23 protein-coding genes are annotated in these 25,989 nt (G+C 64.8%); 19 read left to right on the top strand and 4 right to left on the bottom strand.

Annotated elements, in window-relative coordinates:
* Positions 1 to 75 precede the first annotated feature (75 nt).
* Both K289_RS48465 and K289_RS43950 read right to left on the bottom strand, forming a co-directional pair.
* Entirely contained in the window at positions 76 to 375 is a 300-nt protein-coding gene (locus K289_RS48465; protein WP_256379994.1) for a DUF3551 domain-containing protein, read from the bottom strand.
* Complete coding sequence (locus K289_RS43950) at positions 332 to 619, bottom strand: DUF3551 domain-containing protein (protein WP_035683989.1); 288 nt, start codon at positions 617 to 619, stop codon at positions 332 to 334. The genes K289_RS48465 and K289_RS43950 overlap by 44 nt, the downstream gene beginning before the upstream one ends.
* Before the next feature lie 256 nt (positions 620 to 875).
* Here K289_RS43950 and K289_RS0106055 point away from each other — a divergent pair, with 256 nt between their 5' ends.
* Both K289_RS0106055 and dnaE read left to right on the top strand, forming a co-directional pair.
* On the top strand, positions 876 to 1,607 hold the full coding sequence (locus K289_RS0106055; protein WP_027550672.1) for an outer membrane protein: 732 nt from the start codon (positions 876 to 878) through the stop codon (positions 1,605 to 1,607).
* A 501-nt stretch (positions 1,608 to 2,108) separates the two neighbouring features.
* A complete protein-coding gene (gene dnaE, locus K289_RS0106065; protein WP_027550673.1) occupies positions 2,109 to 5,612 on the top strand; it encodes a DNA polymerase III subunit alpha in 3,504 nt (1,167 codons plus the stop codon).
* Positions 5,613 to 5,800: 188 nt separating this feature from the next.
* Here dnaE and K289_RS0106070 read toward each other — a convergent pair whose 3' ends face one another.
* Positions 5,801 to 6,208, bottom strand: a complete 408-nt coding sequence (locus K289_RS0106070; protein WP_027550674.1) for a PaaI family thioesterase — start codon at positions 6,206 to 6,208, stop codon at positions 5,801 to 5,803.
* 41 nt (positions 6,209 to 6,249) lie between these two features.
* On the bottom strand, positions 6,250 to 6,750 hold the full coding sequence (locus tag K289_RS0106075) for a glutathione binding-like protein (RefSeq protein WP_027550675.1): 501 nt from the start codon (positions 6,748 to 6,750) through the stop codon (positions 6,250 to 6,252).
* A gap of 172 nt (positions 6,751 to 6,922) precedes the next feature.
* Here K289_RS0106075 and K289_RS50195 point away from each other — a divergent pair, with 172 nt between their 5' ends.
* The 17 genes from K289_RS50195 to lpxB all read left to right on the top strand — a co-directional run bounded on the left by K289_RS50195 (position 6,923) and on the right by lpxB (position 25,811).
* On the top strand, positions 6,923 to 7,150 hold the full coding sequence (locus K289_RS50195; protein WP_156917818.1) for a hypothetical protein: 228 nt from the start codon (positions 6,923 to 6,925) through the stop codon (positions 7,148 to 7,150).
* Positions 7,131 to 7,871, top strand: coding sequence for a carbonic anhydrase (locus K289_RS0106080; RefSeq protein ID WP_027550676.1), 741 nt, complete (start codon positions 7,131 to 7,133; stop codon positions 7,869 to 7,871). Before K289_RS50195 ends, K289_RS0106080 begins: the two co-directional genes overlap by 20 nt.
* A 172-nt stretch (positions 7,872 to 8,043) precedes the next feature.
* Complete coding sequence (locus tag K289_RS0106085) at positions 8,044 to 10,713, top strand: caspase domain-containing protein (protein ID WP_027550677.1); 2,670 nt, start codon at positions 8,044 to 8,046, stop codon at positions 10,711 to 10,713.
* Between the two features lie 209 nt (positions 10,714 to 10,922).
* Positions 10,923 to 11,912, top strand: coding sequence for a 30S ribosomal protein S2 (locus K289_RS0106090; RefSeq protein WP_027550678.1), 990 nt, complete (start codon positions 10,923 to 10,925; stop codon positions 11,910 to 11,912).
* A 134-nt stretch (positions 11,913 to 12,046) separates the two neighbouring features.
* Positions 12,047 to 12,970, top strand: coding sequence for a translation elongation factor Ts (gene tsf / locus K289_RS0106095; protein WP_027550679.1), 924 nt, complete (start codon positions 12,047 to 12,049; stop codon positions 12,968 to 12,970).
* Between the two features lie 60 nt (positions 12,971 to 13,030).
* Complete coding sequence (pyrH, locus tag K289_RS0106100; RefSeq protein WP_027550680.1) at positions 13,031 to 13,747, top strand: UMP kinase; 717 nt, start codon at positions 13,031 to 13,033, stop codon at positions 13,745 to 13,747.
* Between the two features lie 65 nt (positions 13,748 to 13,812).
* On the top strand, positions 13,813 to 14,376 hold the full coding sequence (frr, locus tag K289_RS0106105) for a ribosome recycling factor (RefSeq protein WP_027550681.1): 564 nt from the start codon (positions 13,813 to 13,815) through the stop codon (positions 14,374 to 14,376).
* 10 nt (positions 14,377 to 14,386) lie between these two features.
* Complete coding sequence (locus K289_RS0106110) at positions 14,387 to 15,145, top strand: isoprenyl transferase (protein ID WP_027550682.1); 759 nt, start codon at positions 14,387 to 14,389, stop codon at positions 15,143 to 15,145.
* Positions 15,142 to 15,984, top strand: a complete 843-nt coding sequence (locus K289_RS0106115) for a phosphatidate cytidylyltransferase (protein ID WP_027550683.1) — start codon at positions 15,142 to 15,144, stop codon at positions 15,982 to 15,984. Before K289_RS0106110 ends, K289_RS0106115 begins: the two co-directional genes overlap by 4 nt.
* Positions 15,985 to 15,988: 4 nt before the next feature.
* Complete coding sequence (gene dxr / locus K289_RS0106120) at positions 15,989 to 17,212, top strand: 1-deoxy-D-xylulose-5-phosphate reductoisomerase (protein ID WP_027550684.1); 1,224 nt, start codon at positions 15,989 to 15,991, stop codon at positions 17,210 to 17,212.
* A 43-nt stretch (positions 17,213 to 17,255) separates the two neighbouring features.
* Entirely contained in the window at positions 17,256 to 18,407 is a 1,152-nt protein-coding gene (rseP, locus tag K289_RS0106125; RefSeq protein WP_027550685.1) for an RIP metalloprotease RseP, read from the top strand.
* A 176-nt stretch (positions 18,408 to 18,583) separates the two neighbouring features.
* Positions 18,584 to 21,124, top strand: a complete 2,541-nt coding sequence (bamA, locus tag K289_RS0106130) for an outer membrane protein assembly factor BamA (protein ID WP_027550686.1) — start codon at positions 18,584 to 18,586, stop codon at positions 21,122 to 21,124.
* A gap of 126 nt (positions 21,125 to 21,250) precedes the next feature.
* Positions 21,251 to 22,318 (top strand): UDP-3-O-(3-hydroxymyristoyl)glucosamine N-acyltransferase, encoded by a 1,068-nt coding sequence (gene lpxD / locus K289_RS0106135; RefSeq protein ID WP_027550687.1) that lies wholly within the window; start codon positions 21,251 to 21,253, stop codon positions 22,316 to 22,318.
* Positions 22,315 to 22,776 carry a 3-hydroxyacyl-ACP dehydratase FabZ gene (fabZ, locus tag K289_RS0106140; RefSeq protein ID WP_027550688.1) on the top strand — a complete coding sequence of 154 codons (462 nt, stop codon included), beginning with the start codon at positions 22,315 to 22,317 and terminating at the stop codon, positions 22,774 to 22,776. Before lpxD ends, fabZ begins: the two co-directional genes overlap by 4 nt.
* A gap of 185 nt (positions 22,777 to 22,961) precedes the next feature.
* Positions 22,962 to 23,753 carry an acyl-ACP--UDP-N-acetylglucosamine O-acyltransferase gene (gene lpxA / locus K289_RS0106145; RefSeq protein WP_027550689.1) on the top strand — a complete coding sequence of 264 codons (792 nt, stop codon included), beginning with the start codon at positions 22,962 to 22,964 and terminating at the stop codon, positions 23,751 to 23,753.
* Positions 23,754 to 23,772: 19 nt separating this feature from the next.
* Entirely contained in the window at positions 23,773 to 24,630 is an 858-nt protein-coding gene (locus tag K289_RS0106150; RefSeq protein ID WP_035684124.1) for an LpxI family protein, read from the top strand.
* Complete coding sequence (gene lpxB / locus K289_RS0106155; protein WP_156917819.1) at positions 24,627 to 25,811, top strand: lipid-A-disaccharide synthase; 1,185 nt, start codon at positions 24,627 to 24,629, stop codon at positions 25,809 to 25,811. Before K289_RS0106150 ends, lpxB begins: the two co-directional genes overlap by 4 nt.
* The last annotated feature ends 178 nt before the right edge of the window (positions 25,812 to 25,989 follow it).

Consider the following 25,989-nt stretch of genomic DNA (forward strand, 5'->3'; position numbering starts at 1 on the left):
CAGGCCGCATATCAGCGTCCCGATTTGTGTGTGGCCATTCCCGCGCGAGCGCCCAAAACGTTGATGATGATGCAACTAATAGGCTTGCCTTGATCGGCGAGGGGCCGTCGGAGTCCTCGGCGGAAAATACGGATTCTCGACGCACGTCGCGGAGCGGCCGACGGCGAGATATCTGCATTGTTGCAGCGAGGTGTAACGGCAGTCGAGATAGCCTACGGGGCCGTAGATCTGCATGCAGACGGGATAGCGCGGATCATAGGTCTGGGCGAGCGCATGCCCGCTCGCGAGGAGCGTGCCGATCGCGGCGAGCGCAAGGCGAGCGCGGCGCCTCTCAGCGCGGCCAGGAGTAGCCGGGTGCGAGAACGCGCGGACGATTTGGATAGGCGTAGGGATCATCCGACTGTCCCGCGAAATAGGGATTCGCAATGCAGATAAGGGCGCGGCCGGAGGCGCTCGCCTGGCACTGCGCGTAACTGTCGAAGCGGCAATTGCTGAGTCCCGGCCATTCATCACCTCTCAGACAGAAGGGATGATTCACGCCATAAGCGCGCGCAGGCGCAAATGTGGCGAATGCAAGCGCAAATGTGGCGACAATAGGGAGAGTGGCGAGTCCGCGCATCACGATTCTCCGATCACGTCCCTGTGCAATCATCACTGTTCCGTGCGCGTGTTCTGCTCATGTCGTGTCGTCGACATTGGAATTCACGAAAACCCTTGTTTCAAAGGGTTTCCAGCGCGCTCTGCTCAATGTTCATCAATGAACCAGGGCCCTTTGGACCTGACTGTTGCGTCACGGTTACAGCAATTCGGTCGATCGCTGCTAAGAGGTGCGCATGGCCAGGGGCCTACACTGAAGAAACTGGAACGGGAATCAAATGAAGAAGAATTTGTTGCTTGCTGCCGTGAGCCTCGTCGCGCTCAGCGCGGCTGCGCCGGCGGTGGCTGCCGATCTCGCGGCGCGTCCGTACACCAAGGCGCCGCCCGCGATGGTCGCTGCGATCTACGACTGGAGCGGCTTCTACATCGGTATCAACGGCGGCGGCGGCTCGTCGCACGCGACCTGGGATCTGGTCAATTTCGGCCGTGAAGGTTCGCACGATGCGACCGGCGGCACGGTCGGTGGCCAGATCGGCTACCGCTGGCAGTCGGCGCAGTGGGTGTTCGGTGTGGAAGGCCAGGGCAACTGGGCCGACTTCTCCGGCAGCAACACCAGCGCGCTCACCGGCTTCAACAATCGCACCAAGATCGATTCGTTCGGTCTGATCACCGGTCAGGTCGGCTACGCCTGGAACAACGTACTCGTCTACGTCAAGGGCGGTGCGGCTGTGGTCGGCGCCAAGTACGACGTCCGCACCGTGGGCGGCGCGTTCATTGCTTCGAATGAGGACACCCGCTGGGGCGGTACGGTCGGCGTCGGCCTCGAATACGGCTTCGCTCCGAACTGGTCGATTGGCGCTGAGTACAACCACATCTTCCTGGGTGGTCACGACCAGAACCTGACCAACGGCAACGTGCTGGTTCAGACCGACCACATCAAGCAGGGCGTCGACATGGGCCTCGTCCGCCTGAACTACAAGTTCGGCGGTCCGATCCTCGCCAAGTACTGAGTCTCGTACTGATCGATCGCTCCCACCGGAGCGGATCGCGAAAGCCCCGGCCTTGCGCCGGGGCTTTTTTGTTGTTTGAAGTCAGCGAGTTAACCATCCTGTTTTGCGATGGCCGAGACGGCTTGACTCCTGAGAACAAAATGAGAACAATGTTCTTCATACGTTCTAGCGATGGAGCAAGGCCATGTTGAAGATCTTCGTGGAAGAAGCCGCCGCACTGGCGTCGATCACGCTGTTCGTCGGGATGATCGCGATCTGGGCGCAGGTGATTCCCCAGCTCTGAGCGGCGGCTTTGTAAACTCGTTGCTCAGAGCCCGAGTGAGGGGTCCCCACGGGGGCCCTTGGGGAAAAGCGGGACGACGCGGCCGATCGGCCGCTCCGGCGTGGACTCTGGCCCCGCGAGGCACCACCATTGTGACGCGAGTCGGCCGGGCGAGTGCATGATGCCTTGAGGAGCCGGCGACCGCTCCACTTTCATCTGCAAGAGGCCGTCACGCGACCATGCCGAGCGCCGGATTTGTCCACCTTCACGTTCACTCGGCCTATTCGCTGCTCAAGGGCTCGATCAAGATCGCCAAGCTGGCCGAGCTCGCCAAGAAGGACCACCAGCCGGCCCTAGCGCTCACCGACACCGACAACATGTTCGGTGCGCTGGAGTTCTCCGACAAGATGGCGGGCTCCGGCATCCAGCCGATCGTCGGCTGCGAGCTCGCCATCGATTTCGGCGACCAGGATCCGAATGCGCGCAACGCGCTTCCGCCGTCGCGCGTGGTGTTGCTGGCGGCGCAGGAGCGCGGCTATCGCAGCCTGATGCGGCTGAATTCGCGCGCCTTCCTGGAGACGCCCGACACCCATGCCTCGCACATCAAGTTCGACTGGCTCGAGGGCGAGACCGAAGGGCTGATCGCGCTCACCGGCGGCCCGGACGGGCCGATCTCGCTGGCGCTTGCCGCGGGGCAGGCCGAGGTTGCTGCCTTGCGCTGCGAACGTCTCGCCAGCTTGTTCGGCGATCGCCTCTACATCGAATTGCAGCGCCACAACATCGACAAGGAGCGGCGCGTCGAAAGCGGCTTGATCGACATCGCCTATGCGAAAGGCCTGCCGCTGGTCGCGACCAACGAGCCTTATTTCGCATCGACCGACGATTACGAAGCGCATGATGCGCTGCTGTGCATCGCCGGCGGCCGGCTGATCGCCGAGACCGATCGCGTGCAGCTCACGCCCGATCACCGATTCAAGACCCGCGCCGAGATGGCGGTGCTGTTCGCCGACATTCCGGAGGCGCTCGCCTCGACGGTGGAGATCGCCGAACGCTGCTCGTTCCGCCCGATGACGCGCAAGCCGATCCTCCCGTTCTTCACCGTCGGCGCCGCCGCAAGCTCCGATGCCGCAGCGGTCGAGGCGGCCGAGCTGAAGCGGCAGGCGGAGGAGGGACTCGCCAATCGCCTGCGCGTGCACGGCCTGTCGCAGGGCACGACGGAGGAGGACTACAACAAGCGCCTGGCGTTCGAGCTCGACGTCATCATGCGCATGAAGTACGCGGGCTACTTCCTGATCGTGTCCGACTTCATCAAATGGGCGAAGTCGCAGGGAATCCCGGTCGGGCCGGGCCGTGGCTCCGGCGCAGGCTCGCTGGTTGCGTGGGCGCTGACCATCACCGACCTCGATCCGATCAAGTTCGGCCTGCTGTTCGAGCGCTTCCTCAATCCGGAACGCGTCTCGATGCCGGACTTCGACATCGACTTCTGCCAGGATCGCCGCGGCGAGGTGATCCAGTACGTGCAGCAGCGCTATGGCCGCGACCAGGTTGCCCAGATCATCACCTTCGGAACGCTGCAGGCGCGCGGCGTGCTGCGCGACGTCGGCCGCGTGCTGCAGATGCCCTATGGCCAGGTCGACAAGCTGACGAAGCTGGTGCCGCAGAATCCTGCTGCACCCGTGACGCTGGCCGCCGCGATCGAGAGCGAGCCGAAGCTGCAGGCGTTCCGCGATGAAGACCCGGTGGTGGCGCGCGCGTTCGATATCGCGCAGCGCCTCGAAGGCCTGACGCGTCATGCCTCGACGCACGCGGCCGGCATCGTGATCGGCGATCGCCCCTTGAGCGAACTCGTGCCGATGTACCGCGATCCCAAGTCGGACATGCCGGTGACCCAGTTCAACATGAAATGGGTCGAGCCGGCGGGCCTTGTGAAATTCGACTTCCTCGGCCTGAAGACGCTGACCGTGCTCGACGTCGCGGTGAAGCTGCTCAAGCCGCGCGACATCCATGTCGATCTTGCGACGCTGCCGATCGACGACGCCGAAAGTTACCAGATGCTGGCGCGCGGCGACGTGGTCGGCGTGTTCCAGGTTGAAAGTCAGGGCATGCGGCGCGCGCTGATCGACATGCGCCCCGACCGATTCGAGGACATCATCGCGCTGGTCGCGCTCTATCGCCCGGGCCCGATGGCGAACATCCCGACCTATTGCGCGCGCAAGCACGGCGACGAGGAACCGGAATACCTGCACCCCGTGCTGGAGCCGATCCTCAAGGAAACCTTCGGCGTCATCATCTACCAGGAACAGGTGATGCAGATCGCGCAGGTGATGTCGGGCTACTCGCTCGGCGACGCCGACCTGTTGCGCCGCGCCATGGGCAAGAAGATCCGCGCCGAGATGGACAAGCAGCGCGACATCTTCGTCGCCGGCGCAGTGAAGAACGGCGTGCCGAAGGGGCAGGCCGAGACCATCTTCGAGCTGCTCGCGAAATTCGCCGACTACGGCTTCAACAAGAGCCACGCGGCCGCCTACGCGCTGGTGTCCTACCACACCGCCTACATGAAGGCGCATTACCCGGTGGAGTTCATCGCGGCGTCGATGACGCTCGATCTCAACAACACGGACAAGCTCTCGGAATTCCGCTCCGAGGCGCAGCGCCTCGGCATCAAGGTCGAGCCGCCGAACATCAACCGCTCCGGCGCGACCTTCGACGTCGGCGAGAAGACGATCTACTACGCGCTTGCCGCGCTGAAGGGCGTCGGCATCCAGGCCATCGATCAGATCATCGAGGAGCGGACCAAGCGGGGACTGTTCACCTCGCTCGCCGACTTCGCCGCGCGCGTCAATCCGCGCGCGATCAACAAGCGCATCATCGAAAGTCTCGCCGCTGCCGGCGCGTTCGACACGCTGGAGCCCAACCGCGCCCGCGTCTTTGCCGGCGCGGACTCGATCCTGGCCGCGTGCCAGCGCGCGCATGAGGCCGAGACCATCGGCCAGAACGACATGTTCGGCATGTCAGCGGATGCGCCCACCATCATGCTGCCGCAGATCGAGGCCTGGCTGCCGGCCGAGCGGCTGCGCCGCGAATACGACGCGATCGGCTTCTTCCTGTCGGGCCATCCGCTCGACGACTACGCGACCGTGCTGAAGCGCCTGCGCGTGCAGAGCTGGGCGGAGTTCTCGCGTGCGGTGAAGACCGGCGCGACCGCCGGCAAGGTCGCGGCCACCGTGGTCTCGCGGATGGAGCGGCGCACCAAGACCGGCAACAAGATGGGCATCATGGGCCTGTCGGATCCGACCGGCCATTTCGAGGCGGTGCTGTTCTCCGAAGGCCTCGCGCAATATCGCGACGTGCTGGAGCCGGGCGCCGCCGTGCTGCTCCAGCTCGGCGCCGAGCTTCAGGGCGAGGACGTCCGCGCGCGCGTACTGCATGCCGAGCCGCTGGATGATGCGGCCGCCAAGACGCAGAAGGGCCTGCGCATCTTCCTGCGCGATACCAAGCCGCTTGAATCGATCGCCAAACGTCTCGCCGGACCCGAGATGGCTGCCGCGAACGGCGGAGCGCCAAAGGTCGGCAGTCCCGGCATCGCGCCGCGCTCCAACGGTGACGGCGAGGTATCGCTGGTGATGATGCTCGACCTCGAGACTGAGGTGGAGATGAAGCTGCCCGGCCGCTTCAAGGTCTCGCCGCAGATCGCCGGCGCGATCAAGGCGGTCGCCGGCGTCGTCGACGTGCAGCAGCTCTAGTCCGTGAGCCCATAAACCTGGTGGCGTGACGCAAAAGGCGCGTCCGCCTTGCCGTTAGCGATTAAGGTCGCGCGGAGGCGCGAGGGGCCAATTCCGGACCAATTAAATCGCGCCACTGTGTCTCGCTACAGGCCGTCAGCCCCTGTAGCAGGCGCTATGGCCGGTCGAGGGGCGTACTCGAATAGCACCTATTTTTTCTGAAGAACTCGTAGCTGGGCAGTCGCCTCAGCAACCGTAACCCCTTGAGCATCGACAAGTGCAGCCTCGACAACGATTTCGCGGTCCGTACGCTCGACAATTCGCGCCCTCGCCGTGATCGGCCCAGGGGTGACGGGTTTTAGAAATCGCGTCTCAAGATTGCGGGTTACTGCCGTAAAATCCGCGGAAAGCGCTGCCAACGCGCGGATACCGGTGGCGGAGTCCAACATCGCTGCCAGGAAGCCGCCTTGGATGGTCCCGTGCCTGTTGGCAAATGACGGAAGAGCCTGAAATCGGATCAAGGCGATTTCGCCCGTTTCGTCAAAGCCCAACCACTCGCGTCCAAGCAGCCGAGCGCCGGGTGGCAGATCTATTGCCGCATCGGTCAAGTCGTTCACCGCTCTGTCCAATCACTACGAAGTTTATCGGGCAATCGATTTCAAGCAAGTATGCCGGAAATGGGTCCCTCGATCCGATGAACTTCACGTACGGCGTCGCAATTGGCGATCCGAGCGTGATGCGCGACCAAATTCGGGTAGGTGTGAATGTCAAAGCCAACACGAGGCGTCCAGCCCGTCACATACAAGCCGACGTCGGCAATTGAGTAGTCCTTACCCAACAGATACTCACGGGTAGACAGGTGCTGGTCGACAAATGCGAAGCGCGCCCTCAACCGCTCGCGGAAAACATCCTTCGCTCGCTCGTCCAATGCCGTGTGAAACAGTGGGGCAAGACCTCCCTTGTGCATCTCGCTCGAGAGAAAATTCAGCCAGGCTTGAAGTCTCGCCCGCCCCAGTGGGTTTATGGCTCTGTAGTCCTCACCATCCGGTGTCTTCTTGCTGGCTTCGTCGACCCTTACGGCGACAAAGGCAAGACCACTCTCGAGCAGGGCGACATGGGGCATGAGCGATATCGTGCCCGGCGCGTAGTATAGCTTCATGTCACCACCTTCCTGCTCCTCCCGGCTAACGGACGTTCAAGCGGCCTGTTTATTTGACGGGGTTAATGTGCGCCGGTGGCGATGCCAATCCGATTGCAGGTTCGTCCAGCCTCTGGCCTTTCGAACCGCAAGTCCCGGCATGGTGCCAAATGTCCGCTTCGGGACATGAAGGATGAAACTGAAAGTGAGCATTATGGGTTTGCTTTCGGGGGGCGAGTCCACGCCCCAGCCGAGCGTCGCGCGCATGCGCGGCCGTTCGGCCGGCGCCTCCGGCGCGGTCGCGGTAGATGTTGTGGTTTCGTCACGTCATCGCGGCTATGATCGTGGCGATGCGACTCGTTCGCGCGGACATTTTCGAATCGCGCTGGGGGAAACGATACATGTGCGACAAATGCACTGAATCCCTTAAGGACAAGATCGTGCCGTCGCGGCGGTCCGCGATGCTGTTTGCCGCCTCGGCACTTGGTCTCGTCATCGGTGGCGCGGGCTTCGCCAAGGAAACCAAGACGCCGCCCAAGCCGCAGAACGTGCTGTCGCCGGATGGCGCGCTGAAGCGGCTGATGGAGGGCAACGCGCGCTACGTCGACGGCGTGTCGCGGCGCCACGATTTCAGGCACGAGCGCGAGGCGCTGGTCGGCGGCCAGAATCCGTTCGCTGCCGTGTTGAGCTGCGCCGACTCGCGCATCGCACCGGAATATGCCTTCGACACCGGCCGCGGCGATCTGTTCGTCTGCCGCGTCGCCGGAAATTTCGCCGGCGACGAGACCGTCGCCAGCCTGGAATATGCGGTGGCCGTGCTCGGCGCGCCGCTGATCCTCGTGCTGGGCCACGACAGTTGCGGTGCCGTCGATGCCACGCTGAAGGCGCTCAAGGACGGTAAGCAGCCGCCGGGACACATTCCCTCGCTGGTCGATGCGATCGCGCCCGCCGCCAAGGCGGCGATGCAGCAGGGCGGGGAGGTGCTCGACAAGGCGATTCGGCAGAACGTGATCGACAACGTCGCGAAGCTGAAATCGGCCGCGCCGATCCTCAATGCCGCCGTGGAACAAGGCAAGCTGAAGGTTGTGGGCGGCATCTACCGCCTCACGACGGGAACAGTCGATCTGATCGCGCGGGGCTGAGCGACCCGGTCGAACGATCCGGCCGCGCGTTCGCCGAAGCTTACGCCGACCTGACGATGTGGCGCGGCCATGTCGCCGCCTCAATCCGGGCCTTTCGTTCAAGTGCCGTTCAGGCTGCGGCGCGCCTGATGCGCGGCAGCAAACCTCAACAACAATAGCGGGCAAGCAAGCCATGCGTGGGACACACAAGGCCTTCATCTGTTTCCTCCTGCCAATTCTTTTCGTTGCGGCGGCGAGCGGGCTCGTTGATCCGGCCCAGGCGCAGCAACCGGAAAAGCGCATCGCGCTCGTGGTCGGCAACGGCGCCTACGCCAAGTCGCCGCTGGCGACGACCGCGAACGATGCCGGCCTGATCGCGCAAACGCTGCAGGCGGCGGGGTTCGACGTCGTCGGCGCCCGCGATCTCGACGGCGACACGCTGCGCAAGAGCTTTCGCGATTTCATCCAGAAGGCGCAGGCTTCAGGGCCGGGCACGGTCGCGATGATCTATCTTGCCGGCTATGGCGTGCAGCTTGCCGGCGAGAACTATTTCGTCCCGGTCGATTCCAACATCGCGCGTGACACCGACATTCCGACCGAGGCGCTGCGCATCAGCGACTATGTCCGCCAGCTCGCCGCCATTCCGCTCAAGGCGAACATCGTCGTGCTCGACGCGGCGCGGGCGCAGCCCTTTATCGAGGGTGGCCAGCCGATCGCGAGCGGCCTGGCGCTGGTCGAGCCCGAGGCGAACATGCTGATCGCGTTCAACGCGGCGCCCGGCACCGTGGCGCCCGAGGAACCCGGGCCCTACGGCATCTACGCGCAGTCGCTCGCCGAAATGATCCGCACCGGCGGCCTGCCGCTGCCGGAGGTGTTCGATCGCCTCCGTTTGCGCGTCAACGAATCCAGCAAGGGCGCGCAGGTGCCGTGGGACGAGCAGAAGGTGAGCGCGCAGTTCAGCTTCTTCGTGAGCGCACCCGACGCGCCGCCGCCGCAGGCCGCGCCGGACCAGGTCGCCGCGATCCGCAACAAGCCGATCCGCGATCTCGGCGTGCAGGACGCCTATGCGGCAGCGCTTGAGCGCGACACGCTGCCGGCCTATGAGGAATTTCTCTCGGCCTATCCCGATGACCCGATGGCGAAGCGGGTGACGGTGATCGTGGCGGCGCGCCGCGAAGCGATCACCTGGCGGCGGACCTACCGGACCGACTCGCCCGAGGCGTACTGGTCGTATCTGCGCCGCTATCCGCGCGGACCGCACTGGTCCGATGCACGCCGTCGTCTGGTGATGCTGACCGCGCCGGTCGAGCCGCCGCCGAGCTTTGCGATGATCGACTACGACGTGCCGCCGCCGCCGCCGGCGGAGGTGGTCTATGTCGACCGTCCCGTGCTGTATTTCAGCGACCCTGATTTTGGCTTCGTGCCGCCGCCGCCGCCGCCGGTCTATTTCTGCCCGCCGCCGCCGCCGGATTTCGTCGTGCTGCCGCCGCCGCTTCCCGTGGTCGGGCTGTTCGTGCTGCCGCAGCCGGTGTTCGTGCCGATCCCGGTGTTTGTGGCGCCGCCGGTCTATGTCGCGCCGCCGCCGAACAACATCATCTTCAACAACATCCACAACACCACGGTCATCAACACCGTGATCAACCAGCCGCCGACGGTAACGGCGGCGGGTGATCCGGCTATTACCGCCACTGCGGCAGCATCCGGAAAGCCTATCGGGGCAACGACGGCTGTGCCGCCGACCGTGGTTCAAAAGGCTGCTCTCATCCGGGACAACAAGGCGCCGGTCCCCAACACGGTTTCGGTTGATCCGACAACGAAGGCCGGATCGGTAGCCTTGAAGACAAGGAGCCAAGTCACGTCGCCGACCGGCAACGCCGCTGCGGGAACTCTAACGGGCACGCCCGGAACCGGCAGCGCCGCGGCGAAGACGGGAGCTCAGGGCACAACGGTCACGGGAACGCAGGGCGCGCCGGCGACCGGTGGCGCGGCGACAGCGGCGACCGGCAACGCAACGACGAAGACGGGAGCCCCCGGTGCGCCGGTCACTGGCAACGCCACCGCGCCCACGGCCGGAGCCAAGGCCAATCCGGCGAATACTGCCACCGCGCCCAGCACGGCGGATGCGAAGGCCAGTCCGTCGTCCAGCCACACCTTGCCCGTGCCCGGCCAGACCGCGCCCGCGATCAAGGGCGCGCCGCAGACAGGAACGGCGGCCACGGGGACGTCTTCGTCGACATCCTCGACGAATCCCGCTGGTAGCTCTGGCGCCACCGCCAAACCCGGGAGTAGCTCGGAGCCTGCCAACGCCAAGCTCACGCCGCAGACGACGCCGTCAAACGCGGCCTCTACGGGAGGAGCGCATCCGAACGTCCAAGAGCGCGCCAATACGGTCAGTCCGGCGAATACGGCCAATACGCCGGCAAAGCCCGGAGAGACCAAGCTGACCCCGCCATCGCCGCCTGCGCACGCCAATGTGCAGCCGTTCGAGAAGCCGGCTCTGCGCGAGAAGCTGGTGCCGCCGCCGACGCAGGCCAAGCCGACCTCGCCGCCGCCCCCGGTGACCCATGTTGCGCCGCCGTCGCGGCCGGCCCCGCCGCCCCCCGTCGTGCGAACCCCGCCGCCGCAGGCCGTGGCGAGGCCAGCGCCCCCGCCGCCGCGCGTGGCATCGCCTCCGCCGCCACGGCCGGCGCCGCCACCGGTCGCAGCCGCTCGGCCCGCGCCGCCGCCCGTCGCCCGGCCGGCACCGCCTCCGCCGCCGCCAAGGGTCGCCGTGGCGCCGCCGCGTCCGGCGGCACCTCCGCCGCGCCCGGCAGCGCCGCCTCCGGCGGCCAAGAAATGCCCGCCCGACAAGCCGAAATGCTAGGGATCAGGGTGGTATTTGGGGAAGGGGCCTTTCGCGGACCGTAAACGTCCCGAAAGGCCCTTATTTCCTTGCTTCTGGCCGAAATGGCGCTATATAGCGCGCCATCTCACACGGAAACATGGCTCACAAGGCCGTCCGGTGGCAGCCGGGGCGAGAACGCTCCGTTTTGCTCACACGTTTCCGGAGGAACCAACCGGAGAATTAGAACTATGGCGCTACCCGATTTCACCATGCGTCAGCTGCTCGAAGCTGGCGTGCACTTTGGTCACCAGTCTCACCGCTGGAATCCGAAAATGGCACCGTTCATTTTCGGCACCCGCAACAACATCCACATCGTCGATCTCGCCCAGACCGTGCCGATGCTGCACCAGGCCCTCCAGGCCGTCAGCGACACGGTTGCCAAGGGCGGCCGCATCCTGTTCGTCGGCACTAAGCGCCAGGCGCAGGACGGCGTTGCCGATGCTGCCAAGCGCTGCGCGCAGTACTTCGTCAATTCGCGCTGGCTCGGCGGCACGCTGACCAACTGGAAGACGATCTCGGCCTCGATCAAGCGTCTGCGTCACCTCGACGAGGTGCTGGCCGGCGGCGAAGCCAACTCCTACACCAAGAAGGAGCGCCTGACGCTGCAGCGCGAGCGCGACAAGCTCGACCGTTCGCTCGGCGGCATCAAGGACATGGGCGGCCTGCCCGACATGATCTTCGTGATCGACACCAACAAGGAAGACATCGCGATCCAGGAAGCCCAGCGGCTCAACATCCCGGTCGCGGCGATCGTCGACACCAATTCGGATCCGAAGGGCATCACCTATGTGGTGCCGGGCAATGACGACGCGGGCCGTGCGATCTCGCTCTATTGCGATCTCATCGCGCGTGCGGCGATCGACGGCATCTCGCGGGCCCAGGGCGATTCCGGCATCGACATCGGTGCATCGGCCCAGCCGCTCGCCGAGGACCTGCCGTCCACCGGCGGCTTCCAGGGCCTTGCCGGTCCGCGCGGCACGGCCGACGACCTCAAGAAGCTCCCGGGCGTGTCGGGCGCGATCGAGAAGAAGTTCAACGACCTCGGCATCTTCCACTACTGGCAGCTCGCCGAGCTCGACCACGACACCGCGCACAAGATCGGCGAAGAAGTCGGTCTGCCCAGCCGTGCGGACGCCTGGGTGGCCAAGGCCAAGGCGCTGACCGCGGAAGCGGAATAATCAAAAAGAGCGATGGGTTGGCCGGTTATGTTCCGGCCACCATTTCAGTTGACGCGAATTCCTGAGATGGACCGCGGCGGGGCAATTTGAGTGCCACGCCGCGGCAAACCGGCAGGCAAGAAGGATTTTCAACGATGGCAACGATCACTGCTGCGATGGTCAAGGACCTGCGCGAGTCCACCGGCGCAGGCATGATGGACTGCAAGGCTGCGCTCACCGAGACCAGCGGCGACATGGAAGCGGCGCAGGACTGGCTGCGCAAGAAGGGCCTGTCCAAGGCCGCCAAGAAGTCCGGCCGCGTCGCGGCCGAGGGCCTGATCGGTGCGCTCACCAAGGGCCCCAAGGGCGTCGTGGTCGAGGTCAACTCCGAGACCGACTTCGTCGCGCGCAACGGCCAGTTCCAGGGCCTCGTCAAGATGATCGCCCAGGTCGCATTCGACGCGGGTGCGGACGTCGAGAAGATCAAGGCCGCCAAGGTCGGTGACGTCACGATCGAGGCTGCAATCAATGATGCGATCGCCACCATCGGCGAGAACATGACGCTGCGCCGCGCCGCCTCGCTCGAAGTGAGCCAGGGCGTGGTGTCGAGCTACGTCCATGGCGCGGTGATCGACGGCGCCGGCAAGATGGGCGTGATCGTGGCGCTGGAATCGCCTGGCAAGGCCGACGAGCTCGCCGCGCTCGGCCGCCAGATCGCGATGCATGTCGCGGCCGCCAATCCGCTCGCGCTCGAGCCGTCCGGCCTCGATCCGGCGGTTGTGAAGCGCGAGAAGGACGTCCTTGCCGACAAATATCGTCAGCAGGGCAAGCCCGAGAACGTGATCGAGAAGATCGTCGAGTCCGGCCTGAAGACCTACTACAAGGAAGTCTGCCTGCTCGAGCAGGCCTTCATCCACGACACCGGCAAGTCGGTGGCGCAGGCGGTGAAGGAAGCCGAGGGCAAGGTCGGCGGCCCCGTGAAAATCGCGGGCTTTGTGCGCTATGCTCTCGGCGAGGGAATCGAGAAGCAGGAAAGCGACTTCGCGGCTGAAGTCGCGGCGGCCAGCGGCAAGAAGTAAGCGCCGGAACGTTCCTTCCGGCGTGCCGCCGGAAGCGGCGGCCGGACGAGGAAAGTGCTCATGACTGATCCGGTCTACCGTCGCGTGGTGATCAAGCTGTCCGGCGAATACCTCGCTGGGCAGCAGGGGTTTGGCATCGATCAGCCGACCGTCGACCGGGTTGCCGATGACCTGATCGCTGCACGCCATCTTGGCACCGAGGTTGCGGTCGTGATCGGCGGCGGCAACATCGTGCGCGGCGTCGAGGTGTCCTCCCGTGGCGTGTCGCGGCCGACCGGCGACACCATGGGCATGCTTGCCACCATGATGAACTGCCTCGCGCTGGAGGCGGCAATCGAGCGCAAGGGCACGCCGGCGCGCACACTGTCGGCGTTCGTCATGCCCGAGATTTCCGAGCTGTTCACCCGCACTGCGGCGCACAAATATCTCGCCGAGGGTCGAATCGTGCTGCTCGGCGGCGGAACCGGCAATCCGTTCTTCACGACCGACACCACGGCAGTGCTGCGTGCCGCCGAGATCGGCGCGGAAGCGGTCCTGAAGGCGACCAATGTCGACGGCGTCTACTCGGCCGACCCGAAGAAGGATCCGACTGCCAAGCGATTCGACCGCCTGACGCATTCGCAGGCGATCGAGGGCGGCTACAAGGTGATGGATGCGACCGCCTTCGCCCTTGCCCGCGAGACGTCGCTGCCTATCATCGTGTTCTCGATCGCGGAGCCCGGTTCGATCGGCGCGATTCTGCGCGGCGTCGGCCACGGGACGATCGTCGCTGGCTGACGGCCCATCGGGCGTCCTCGGTGAGGGCGCGGGGCGCGGCGCCAGGTTTTTGAAGGAGAAGCGTGATGGCCACGGGTAATTTCGACCTCAACGAAGTGAAGCGCCGCATGCAGGGCGCCGTCCAGTCTCTCAAGCACGAGCTCGGTGGCTTGCGCACGGGGCGCGCCTCCGCCTCGATGCTCGATCCGGTCCAGGTCGAAGCCTATGGCAGCCACATGCCGCTCAACCAGCTTGCCACCGTCAGCGTGCCGGAGCCGCGGCTGATCTCGGTGCAGGTCTGGGACAAGTCCATGGTCAAGCCGGTCGAGAAGGCGATCGTCGATTCCAATCTCGGCCTGTCGCCCGCGACCGAAGGCCAGGTGCTGCGCCTGCGCATCCCCGAGTTGAACGAAGAGCGGCGCAAGGAATTGGTGAAGGTCGCGCATAAATATGCGGAAGCTGCCAAGGTCGCCGCACGCCACGTCCGTCGCGACGGCCTCGACGTCCTGAAGAAGCTCGAGAAGAATCACGAAATGTCGGAGGACGACCAGAAGCGTCACGCCGACGAGGTGCAGAAGGCGACCGACGGCACGATCACCGAGATCGACCAGTTGCTGGCGTCCAAGGAAAAAGAAATTCTCACCGTCTAGAGCAGCCTCTATGCCCAACGCCGCCGCGCCCGTCACGGAAGGACCCGACCGGTCCGAGGCGCCCGCGCATGTCGCCATCATCATGGATGGCAACGGGCGCTGGGCGGCTGCGCGCGGACTGCCGCGGGCCGAAGGCCATCGCCGTGGCGTGGAGGCGTTGCGCCGCGTCGTGCGTGCGTCGCACGAGCTTGGCATCCGCTATCTCACTATCTTCTCCTTCAGTTCGGAGAACTGGTCGCGCCCGGCGAGCGAGATCGGTGATCTCTTCGGCCTGTTGCGGCGCTTCATCCGCAATGATCTTGCGACCCTGCATCGCGATGGCGTCAAGGTGCGCATCATCGGCGAGCGGGAAGGGCTGGAAGGCGATATTTGCGCGCTGCTGAACGAGGCAGAGGAGCTAACGCGCGACAACACGCGGCTTACGCTCGTCGTCGCCTTCAACTACGGCTCGCGGCAGGAGATCGCGAAAGCTGCGCAGAAGCTCGCGCGCGAGGTTGCGGACGGCCGGCGCGATCCGGCCTCGATCGATGCCGAGGCGCTGGGCGCCCATCTGGATGCGCCTGACATTCCCGATCCCGACCTCATCATCCGCACCAGCGGCGAGCAGCGCCTGTCCAATTTCCTGATGTGGCAGGCCGCCTATAGCGAGCTCGTATTCGTGCCGATCCACTGGCCCGATTTCGACAAGGCCGCGCTCGAAAGCGCGATCGCCGAGTTTGCCAGGCGCGAGCGCCGTTTCGGCGGCCTGGTCGCGAAAACCGCCTCGTGAGCGAACCCGACGCCGCACCGGCCGGCTCGGCGCCGGCCTCCAGCAATCTCGTGATGCGGGTGGCCGCAGCCATCGTGCTGGCGCCGCTCGCCATTGCGCTGGCCTATGCCGGCGGCTGGCTGTGGGCGTTTCTTGTCACCCTGGTGTCGATCGGACTGTTCGCGGAATGGCTGATGGTGGTGGGAGCGACGGCGGTCGCTTTGACCGGGACTGGGACGATCGTCCTCGCCATCATGGGCTTCTGTGTCGCCTTCGGCGCGCTCAAGCTTGCCGTCATCATCGGCTGCATCGGGGGCGCTGTGATCGTGTTGCTCGCCGGGGGCAAGCGGGTCTGGGCCGCTTCCGGTTTTGCCTACGCAGCGGCGGCGCTGCTCGCCTCGATCCTGGTGCGGCAGGATCCGGTCAATGGCTTCGCCGCGTTGATGTTCGTGCTGCTCGTGGTCTGGGCGACCGACATCGGAGGCTATTTCGCCGGCCGCGGCATCGGCGGGCCGAAGCTGTGGCCGCGCGTGAGCCCCAAGAAGACATGGGCCGGGGCGCTCGGCGGCTTCGCGGCCAGCCTCGTGGTTGCGGCGGGCTTTGCGGCTGGCGGGCTCGGAAAGGCGGTTCCGCTACTGCTTGTCAGCGCCATCCTGTCGGTGGTCTCGCAGCTCGGCGATCTGTTCGAATCCGCGGTGAAACGGCGCTTCGGTGTCAAGGATTCCAGTCACTTAATTCCCGGCCATGGCGGACTTATGGACCGTCTGGACGGCTTTGTCGCTGCCATCCTGATGGCATGGATTATCGGCTTCCTACGCCATGGTGTGCATAGCGCTGGAAGCGGTCTTATGGTTTGGTGATCAGATGAGCGCAGTTCCTTTGCGTAACAACAAGGCTGCGGCGGCTGCCGCGCGCAGCGTGACCGTCCTTGGCGCCACCGGCTCGATCGGTGACAGCACGATGGACCTCATTCGCGCAGCGCCCGAGCGCTATCGCGTCGAGGCGCTGACGGCGAACGGCAACGTCGCGGCGCTGGCAAAGCTCGCCAAGGAGTTTTCCGCGCGCTTCGTCGCCATTGCCGACACCTCCAAGCTTGCCGAGCTCAAGGCCGCGCTGGCCGGGACCGGCACCGAATGCGGCGCAGGCGAAAGCGCGGTGATCGAGGCTGCCGCCCGTCCGGCCGATTGGGTGATGGCCGCGGTGAGCGGTGCGGCCGGACTGAAGCCGGCACTGGCTGCGGTCGATCGCGGCGCGCATGTCGCTCTCGCCAACAAGGAATGTCTGGTCTGCGCCGGCGATTTCTTCATGCAGCGCGCCGCCAAGGCAGGGGCCTGCATCCTGCCGGCCGATTCCGAGCACAACGCGCTGTTCCAGGCGCTGGGCTCGGGCAATCGCGACGAGCTCGTGCGCGTCATCATCACGGCCTCGGGCGGCCCGTTCCGGACCTGGAAGCCTGCCGATATCGAGCAGGCGACGCTCGAGCAGGCCTTGAAGCACCCGAACTGGAGCATGGGCCAGAAGATCACGATCGATTCCGCCTCGATGATGAACAAGGGGCTCGAGGTGATCGAGGCGTCCTATCTGTTCGCGCTGACGCCGGACGAGATCGATGTCCTCGTTCATCCGCAGTCGATCATCCACGGCATGGTTGAGTTTTCCGATCGCTCGGTCGTGGCCCAGCTCGGCGCGCCCGACATGCGCACCCCGATCGCCCACTGCCTCGGCTGGCCCGACCGGATCAAGGGACCGGCGGCCAAGCTCGATCTGGCCAAGATCGGCCAGCTCACCTTCGAGGCTCCGGATTTCGATCGCTTCCCCGGGCTTCGCCTGGCCTACGATTCGCTTCGGACAGGGAAGGGGGCGACCACGGTCTACAACGCCGCCAATGAGGTCGCGGTGGCGGCGTTCATCGCCGGAAAGATCAGGTTCGGCGCCATTGCGCGGCTGGTCGAAGCCACGCTGGACGACTGGATTCGGGGCGGCAACCAAGCCCCTCTGACGTCCGCCGACGATGCCATCTCCGTTGACCATGTTGCGCGAAATAGAGCCGCCGCCCTATTGCCTCAAATTGCCTTAAAGGCATCCTAGATGGCTTGGGGCCAGGGCCTTACGGCGCTGGGTGAGAGAATCGATGTCTGATTTTTTTCTGCATAGTTTCAATACGTTGAGCCATGGGCTCCTTGGCTACGCGGTCCCCTTCCTGTTCGTCCTGACGATCGTCGTGTTCTTCCATGAGCTCGGCCATTTCCTGGTCGCGCGCTGGGCCGGCGTTCGCGTGCTGACCTTCTCGCTTGGCTTCGGTCCCGAGCTGGTCGGCTTCAACGACCGCCACGGCACCCGTTGGAAGATTTCGGCGATCCCGCTCGGCGGCTATGTCAAATTCTTCGGCGATGAGAGCGAGGCCTCGACGCCGTCAGCCGCGACGCTCGAGGCCATGACCCCCGAAGAGCGCGCCGGTAGCTTCCATCACAAGAAGGTTGGTCCCCGCGCGGCCATCGTTGCGGCTGGACCGATCGCCAATTTCATCCTCGGCGCCCTGATTTTCGCGGGCATGGCCCTGTACTACGGCAAACCGAGCACGATCGCGCGTGTGGACGGTGTCGTGGCCGATGGCGTCGCCGCGGTAGCCGGTTTCAAAGTCGGCGACGTCGTCGTCCAGATCGATGGCAAGCCGATCGAGAGCTTTTCCGACATGCAGCGGATCGTTGCGATGAACGCGGGTTCCGCGCTGGCTTTCCAGGTCAAGCGGGACGGCGCCGTCGTGACGCTCAACGCGACGCCGGCGCTGCAGGAGCGCAAGGATCCCTTCGGCAACAAGCATCGCATCGGCGTGCTCGGCGTCGAGCACAAGTCGCAGGCCGGTGAAGTCTCGACCACGCCCGTCGGCTATGTCGAGGCCCTCAAGATCGGCGTCGAGCAGGTCTGGTTCATCATCTCCAGCACGTTCAAGTTCCTGGGCTCGCTGTTCGTGGGGACCGGCAATCCGGGCGAGGTGAGCGGTGTCATCGGCATCGCGAAGATGTCGGGGCAGGCGGCCAGCGCCGGGTTCCAGTTCGTCATCAACCTCTGTGCCGTGCTGTCGGTCTCGATCGGCCTTTTGAACCTGTTCCCGATTCCGCTGCTCGATGGCGGTCACCTTTTGTTCTATGTGGCGGAGGTGGTGCGTGGGCGGCCGCTTTCGGAGCGGACTCAGGAGATGGGGTTCCGAATCGGGCTGGGACTTGTGCTGATGTTGATGGTGTTTGCGACCTACAACGACATCCTTCGGATGGCGGCATCGTGATACGGGCTTTTTTGTGACGTTGTTTTTAAGCAACGTCTTGGAACGAAATTGAAATTGCGGCGCGCGCGGCCGTTTGCGACGTCGGGGAAATTAGCTACAAGCGGCGTGAACTTGGGGAATCTCCCAGACCGGCTTTGGGGTTGGGTCTGGTACGGAATGATAAGGCGGCGTTGCGCATGAAGTTTGGACTGCGACTCCGGGGGGGCTTGCTCGCAACCCTGATCATGTTCGGCGCGCCGGTGGTTGCCCCGGTTGGGGCTGTTTTCGTGTCTTCGTCTGCGCTTGCCCAGACCGTCCAGTCGATTTCCGTCGAAGGAAATCGCCGTGTCGAGGTGGAGACGATCCGTTCCTATTTCAAGCCGGGCCCTGGCGGCCGCCTGGATCAGGCCTCAATCGATGACGGCCTCAAGGCGCTGATCGAGACCGGCCTGTTCCAGGACGTGAAGATCAACCGCGGCCCCGGTGGCAACATCATCGTTTCCGTGGTCGAAAATCCCGTGATCGGCCGCATTGCCTTCGAGGGCAACAAGAAGATCAAGGACGAGCAGCTCACCGCCGAGGTCCAGTCCAAGGCGCGCGGCACGTTCTCCCGCGCCATGGTGCAGTCCGATACGCTGCGAATCGCCGAGATCTATCGCCGCTCGGGCCGTTATGACGTGCGCGTCACGCCCGAGATCATCGAGCAGCCCAACAATCGCGTCGACCTCATCTTCACGATCGATGAGGGCGCCAAGACCTCGGTCAAGTCGATTGAATTCATCGGCAACAACGCCTTTTCGTCCTATCGCTTGCGGGACGTCATCAAGACTCACGAATCGAATTTGCTGAGCTGGCTGAGCAGCGGTGACATCTACGATCCCGACCGCGTCGAGGCCGACCGCGACCTGATTCGCCGCTTTTATCTCAAGCACGGCTTCGCCGACGTGCAGGTCGTCGCCGCGCTCACCGAATACGATCCGGAGAAGAAGGGTTTCCTCGTCACCTTCAAGATCGACGAAGGCCAGCAGTACCGCGTCGGCTCGGTCGAGTTCCGCACCAGCATTGCCAATTTCGACGCGAATGTGATGCGTAGCTACTCGCGCGTGAGCGTCGGTTCGCTCTACAACGTCGAATCGGTCGAGAAATCGGTCGAGGAGATGCAGATCGAGGCGTCCCGTCGCGGCTACGCCTTCGCCGTGGTGCGTCCCGGCGGCGATCGCAATTTTGAAGCGCACTCCGTGTCCGTCGTCTTCAACATCGACGAGGGCCCGCGCACCTATATCGAGCGCATCAACATCCGCGGCAATACGCGTACGCGTGACTACGTGATCCGGCGCGAGTTCGACATCTCCGAGGGTGACGCCTACAACCGCGCGTTGGTCGACCGCGCCGAGCGCCGCCTAAAGAACCTCGACTACTTCAAGACCGTCAAGATCACCACGGAGCCCGGCTCCTCCAGCGATCGCGTGGTCCTGATCGTCGATCTCGAGGAGAAGTCGACCGGCGACTTCTCGGTGTCGGGTGGTTACTCGACCACCGACGGCGCGCTGGCCGAAGTCTCGATCTCCGAGCGCAACCTGCTGGGCCGCGGCCTGTACGCCAAGGCGGCGGTGACCTACGGCCAGTATGCGCGCGGCTACTCGCTGTCCTTCGTCGAGCCCTATCTGCTCGACTACCGCGTTGCGCTGGGTCTCGACCTCTATCAGCGCACCCAGCTGTCCAACAGCTTCATCTCCTACGGCACCAAGACGCTCGGCTTCAGCCCGCGCCTCGGCTTCAGCCTGCGGGAAGATCTGGCGCTGCAGGTGCGCTACTCGGTCTACCAGCAGGAGATCACGCTGCCGTCCTATCTGGCGGACTGTAACAACAACTTGGGATCATCGGCGTTCAACCCAAGCCCAGCGTTTGCCGCCTCCCAGACGCCGCCAATCGACCTGAGCTCGACCAACGGCCTCGGCTGCTACGCCAACGGCGAAGCCTCGCTGCCGGTTCGCAAGGAACTCGCGGGTGGCAAGACGCTGACCTCGGCGATCGGCTACTCGCTGAACTACAACACGCTGGACAACAACAAGAACCCGACCGACGGTCTGCTCGTCGACTTCCGGCAGGACTTCGCCGGCGTCGGCGGCGACGTCACCTACCTCAAGACCGCCGTCGATGCGAAGTACTACCAGTCGCTGGTGTCGGATCTCGTCGGTCTCGTCCATCTCCAGGGCGGCGTACTGACCAAGATCGGCAACAACGAGCTTCGCATGCTCGATCAATTCCAGATGGGCCCGAATCTGGTCCGCGGCTTTGCCCCGAACGGCATCGGTCCGCGCGATCTGAACCCCTTTGGTACGCAGGACGCGCTTGGCGGCACCAAATATTGGGGCGCTTCGCTCGAATTGCAGATGCCGTTCTGGTTCCTGCCCAAGGAAGTGGGTCTGAAGGGCGCGGTTTACGCCGATGCCGGCGGCCTCTACGACTACCAGGGCCCGACGACGTGGGCGCTGACGAACGAACTGACCACGACGAAGAACTCGAACTGCATCCCGTCGACCATCAATCCGTCCTCGGCCGGGACCTGTACCGGTCTGGTATTTGACAACGGCAACGTGGTGCGCTCGTCGGTCGGTGTCGGTCTGATCTGGGCCTCGCCGTTCGGACCGCTGCGCTTCGACTACGCGGTGCCGATCACCAAGGGCAAGTATGACCGTGTGCAGGAGTTCAGGTTCGGCGGCGGCACCTCGTTCTAATTCGAGCAGCAGGGCATGATCCGGATGAATTGATCCGGTTTGCGTGAGGATCGTGCCTGATCCATAAAATGAAGCATGATGCGGTGTTGACCGCATCATGCCCAAGCCGGACCGCGACGGAGTGGAATGGCGCAGCCGACCTTCTTCAGGAAGCCGCCTGCCTCAGCGCTGGCTGAAATTGCCACGCTGACGAAGGCGCAGCTGGTCGACCCCTCCCGGGGCGGCCACGTCATCACGGGTCTCGCTTCGCTCGACGAAGCCGGCCCGATGCATCTGACGTTCTTCGACAATCTGAAATATGCCGATCAGCTCAAGGCGACCAAGGCCGGCGCGTGCCTGGTGAGCCCGCGCTTCGAGGCGCAGGTGCCCGCGCATGTGGCCGTGCTGCGGGTGGCGCAGCCGTTCCGCGCCTTCGTCGGGATCGCGCGGGAATGGCACGGCGATGCGCTCAGGCCGCAATCCTGGGTCGGCAATGACGGCATCGCGCCGTCGGCCATCATCGATCCCACGGCGCGGCTCGAGGACGGCGTTATCGTCGATCCCCTGGCCGTCATCGGTCCGGACGTCGAGATCGGCAGCGGCACCGTGGTCGGCGTAGGGGCAGTGATCGGCCCCGGCGTCAAGATTGGCCGTGATTGCAATGTCGGCGCCCGCACCGCCATCCAGTGCGCCCTGATCGGCAACAACGTGCTGATCCATCCGGGCTGCTCGATTGGCCAGGACGGCTACGGCTTCATCTTCTTCGGTCCCGAGGGCCACCTGAAGGTGCCCCAGACCGGACGGGTGCTGATCCAGAACGATGTCGAGATCGGCGCTGGTACCACCATCGACCGCGGTAGCTTGCGCGACACCGTGATCGGCGAGGGCACCAAAATCGACAATCAGGTCCAGATCGGCCACAATGTCACCATCGGCCGACACTCCCTGCTGGCGGCCCAGATCGGGCTCGCCGGTAGCCTGACGATCGGAGACAACGTGGCGCTGGGAGCAAAGGTTGGCATCAACAATCACCTCAAAATCGGTGATGGGGCTCAGGTCACCGCGATGAGCGGCGTCAAGGACGATATCCCGGCAGGCGGACGTTGGGGCGGTTTCTTTGCCAAGCCGACCAAGCAGTGGTTCAAGGAGATCATCGCGGTGGAGCGTCTGGTGCGCGACAGCAAGGCCGATCCGAAGGACGAGGGGCGGGAATGACTGAGGAAGCACCGATCAGGTTCGAGCTGGTGGACATCAATGCGATTCTGCGCACGCTCCCACATCGCTTCCCGATGCTGCTGATCGACCGGGTGATCAACATCCGGACCGACTACAGCGGCATCGGCATCAAGAACGTCACCTTCAACGAGCCCGCCTTCCAGGGACACTTCCCGGAGCGGCCGGTTTACCCGGGCGTCATGATGATCGAAGCGATGGCGCAGACCGCGGGCGTGATCGGCATCACGTCGGTCGAGGGCACCGAGAAGCCGCGGGCGGTGTATTTCCTCACCATCGACAAGTGCAAATTCCGTAAGCCCGTGCTGCCGGGCGACACCATCGAGTATCACATGCGTTCGCTGGGGCGCCGCAAGACGATGTGGTGGTTTCACGGCGATGCCAAGGTCAACGGCCAGGTCGTCGCCGAGGCCGATGTCGGCGCCATGCTGACGGACTGAGCGCTGGGGCGCTATCACGCGCGTCACGCTTCTTAATGCACGAGATGAAGTCGTTCACGCGTCGGGGCGGCCGCTTCGGGCGACACTTGAAACACGCCGAGATGATACGTCACTGGACAGATCGGGCAAAGTCGCGCTAACCACCGGAAAACCCAGCGACTTCAACACATAATCAGACCTTCTTGATGAGTAAGATTGATCCCACCGCACGGGTGGAAGACGGCGCCGTGATCGGCGAAGGCACCGAGATCGGGCCCTATTGCATGATCGGCCCGAACGCCGTGATCGGGACGAACTGCAAGCTGATCGGGCAGGTCACTGTCATCGGCCACACCTCGATCGGGGACGGCTGCGTGATCTCGCCGTTCGCCGTGCTCGGCGGTGCACCACAGGATCTCAGCTACAAGGGCGAGCCGACGAAGCTCGAGATCGGTTCGGGCTGCACCATCCGCGAAGGCGCCACGATGAATGTCGGCACCATCAAGGGCGGCGGCCTGACGCGGGTCGGCAACGACGGCTACTTCATGAACAACAGCCATGTCGGCCATGACTGCATGGTCGGCAACAACGTGATCTTCGCGACCTCGGCGACGCTCGGCGGCCACTGCGAGATCGGCGACGCCGTCTATATCGGCGGCCTGTCCGCGGTGCATCAGTTCACGCGGATCGGTCCGCAGGTGATGGTCGGCGGCCTCTCGGGCGTGCGCGACGACGTCATTCCGTTCGGGCTGATCAACGGCCAGTACGCGGTGCTGGAAGGCCTCAACATCATCGGCATGAAACGGCGCAAGTTCACCAAGCAGCGCCTCGCGACCGTTCGCGCGTTCTATCAGCGGCTGTTCCATGGCCCCGGCATGTTCGCCGAGCGGCTCGAAGCGGTGCAGTCGCTCGCCGGCGCGGATCCCGCGATCGCCGAGATCCTCGGCTTCATCGGCAAGGGCAAACGCCCGCTCTGCCTTCCCGCCATCGCGAAATGACGCGAGGATGGCCGCCACCATGACGTCAGCGGCTCCCGAGATTGCCTCTCCCATCGGCGTCGTCGCAGGCGGCGGCGCCATGCCGTTCGCGGTCGCCGAGTCGCTCGCCGCGCGCGGCATCACGCCGGTATTGTTTCCGCTGCGCGGCGCTTGCGATCCGGCGCGGGTGGAGCAATTCCGCCATCGCTGGATCTCGGTCGGCCAGCTCGGCCGCGCGATGCGGTTGTTTCGCGAGGAGGGCTGCCGCGACCTCATCTTCATCGGCACATTGGTGCGGCCCTCGCTCTCCGAGATCCGGTTCGACATCAAGACGCTGCGGCTGCTCGGCAGCGTCATCCGGGCCTTTCGCGGTGGTGACGATCATCTGTTGTCCGGCGTCGGGCGCCTCCTCGAGCAGGACGGATTCCGCATGGTCGGCATCAAGGACGTCGCGCCCGACCTCCTGATGCCCGAGGGCTGCATTACGCGGGCGTGGCCGGCCGATAATGCCAAGGCCGACATCGAGCGCGGGCGCGCCGTGCTGGCCGCGCTCGGGCCGTTCGACATCGGTCAGGCCGCGGTGGTGATCGACGGCCATGTTGTTGCTGTCGAGGACATCGAGGGGACCGACGCGCTGCTCGCGCGTGTCGCGCGGTTGCGCGAGGAGGGGCGCATCCGTGCTGCCATCGGCCGCGGCGTGCTCGTGAAGGCGCCGAAGAGCGGGCAGGACCTGCGCTTCGACCTGCCGACGATCGGCCCGCGCACCATCGCGGGCATCGCCGCCGCAGGGCTCGCCGGCGTCGCCGTCATCGCCGGCAACACCATCGCCGCCGAGCCGCAGGCCATGATCGAGCTCGCCGACGCAAAATTTGTTTTCGTCATCGGCCTGTCCGCGTGATGCAGGGGCGGAATCCAGAACGAAAGATATTCCTGATCGCGACGGAGGAATCCGGCGACCGGCTCGGCAGCGCGCTGATGAAGGTGCTGCGCCAGCGGCTCGGCGATGGCGTGCAGTTCGAGGGCGTCGGCGGCCGCACCATGGCGCGCGAAGGCCTCAACTCGCTTTTTCCGATCGAGGAGCTGTCGATCGTCGGCTTCGCCGCCGTCGTGCAGCAATTGCCGAAGATTTTGCGGCTGATCCGCGAGACCGCAGATGCCGTGACGGAGGCCGCGCCCGACGCGCTCGTCATCATCGACAGCCCCGATTTCACGCATCGCGTCGCGCGCCGTGTCCGCGCGCGCAATCCCGCGATCCCGATCGTCAATTATGTGTCGCCATCGGTGTGGGCCTGGCGGCCGGGCAGGGCACGCGCCATGCTCCGCTATGTCGATCACGTGCTCGGCCTTCTGCCGTTCGAGCCGGAGGAGTACCGCAAGCTGCGCGGGCCGCCATGCAGCTATGTCGGCCATCCCCTGATCGAGCAGCTGCCGTCGCTGCGGCCGAATACGGAGGAGCAGAAGCGCCGCGATGGCGAGCCGCCGGTGCTCCTGGTGCTGCCCGGCAGCCGGCGCAGCGAGATCAGGCATCATCTCGAGGTGTTCGGCGCCGCGCTCGGCCGGTTGCAGGCCGAAGGGCGCGCGTTCGAATTGATGCTGCCGACCATGCCGCATCTGGAAGCGACGGTGCGCGAGGGCGTAGCGAACTGGCAAATCAAGCCGCAGATCGTGGTTGGTGAAGCCGAGAGGCGCGCCGCCTTCCGCATCGCCCGCGCGGCGTTGGCGAAATCCGGCACGGTGACGCTCGAGCTCGCGCTGTCGGGAATTCCGATGGTGACGGCCTATCGCGTCGGCGCGGTCGAGGCCTTCATCCTGCGCCGGGCGATCCAAGTCTCCTCGGTCATCCTCGCCAATCTCGTGATCGGCCGCGACGTGATCCCCGAATTCCTGCAGGAGAACTGCACGCCGGAAAAACTCGCGCAGGCGCTCGAAGAGGTTCTGACGGAGTCGCCGCTGCGGAGGCAGCAGGTCGAAGCCTTCGCGCAACTCGACACCATCATGTCGACCGGCAACAAATCGCCGAGTGTACTCGCCGCGGATATCGTGCTCGCGACGATGCGGAAGGGGCGGACGTCGCGCTAAGCGCCGGCTCTCAAATCGTAGGGTGGGCAAAGCGAAGCGTGCCCACCAATTTCGGATAGCTGTGTGGATCGATGGTGGGCACGGCGCTTCGCGCCTTTGCCCACCCTACTGACATGACGGTGTCAGCAGCCGGCGAGGATGATCACAACCGTAATCGAAACGCTGCGAGGGGCTTGCT

It is taken from the genome of Bradyrhizobium sp. Cp5.3 (assembly GCF_000426265.1).
GTDB classification, from domain to species: Bacteria; Pseudomonadota; Alphaproteobacteria; order Rhizobiales; family Xanthobacteraceae; genus Bradyrhizobium; species Bradyrhizobium neotropicale.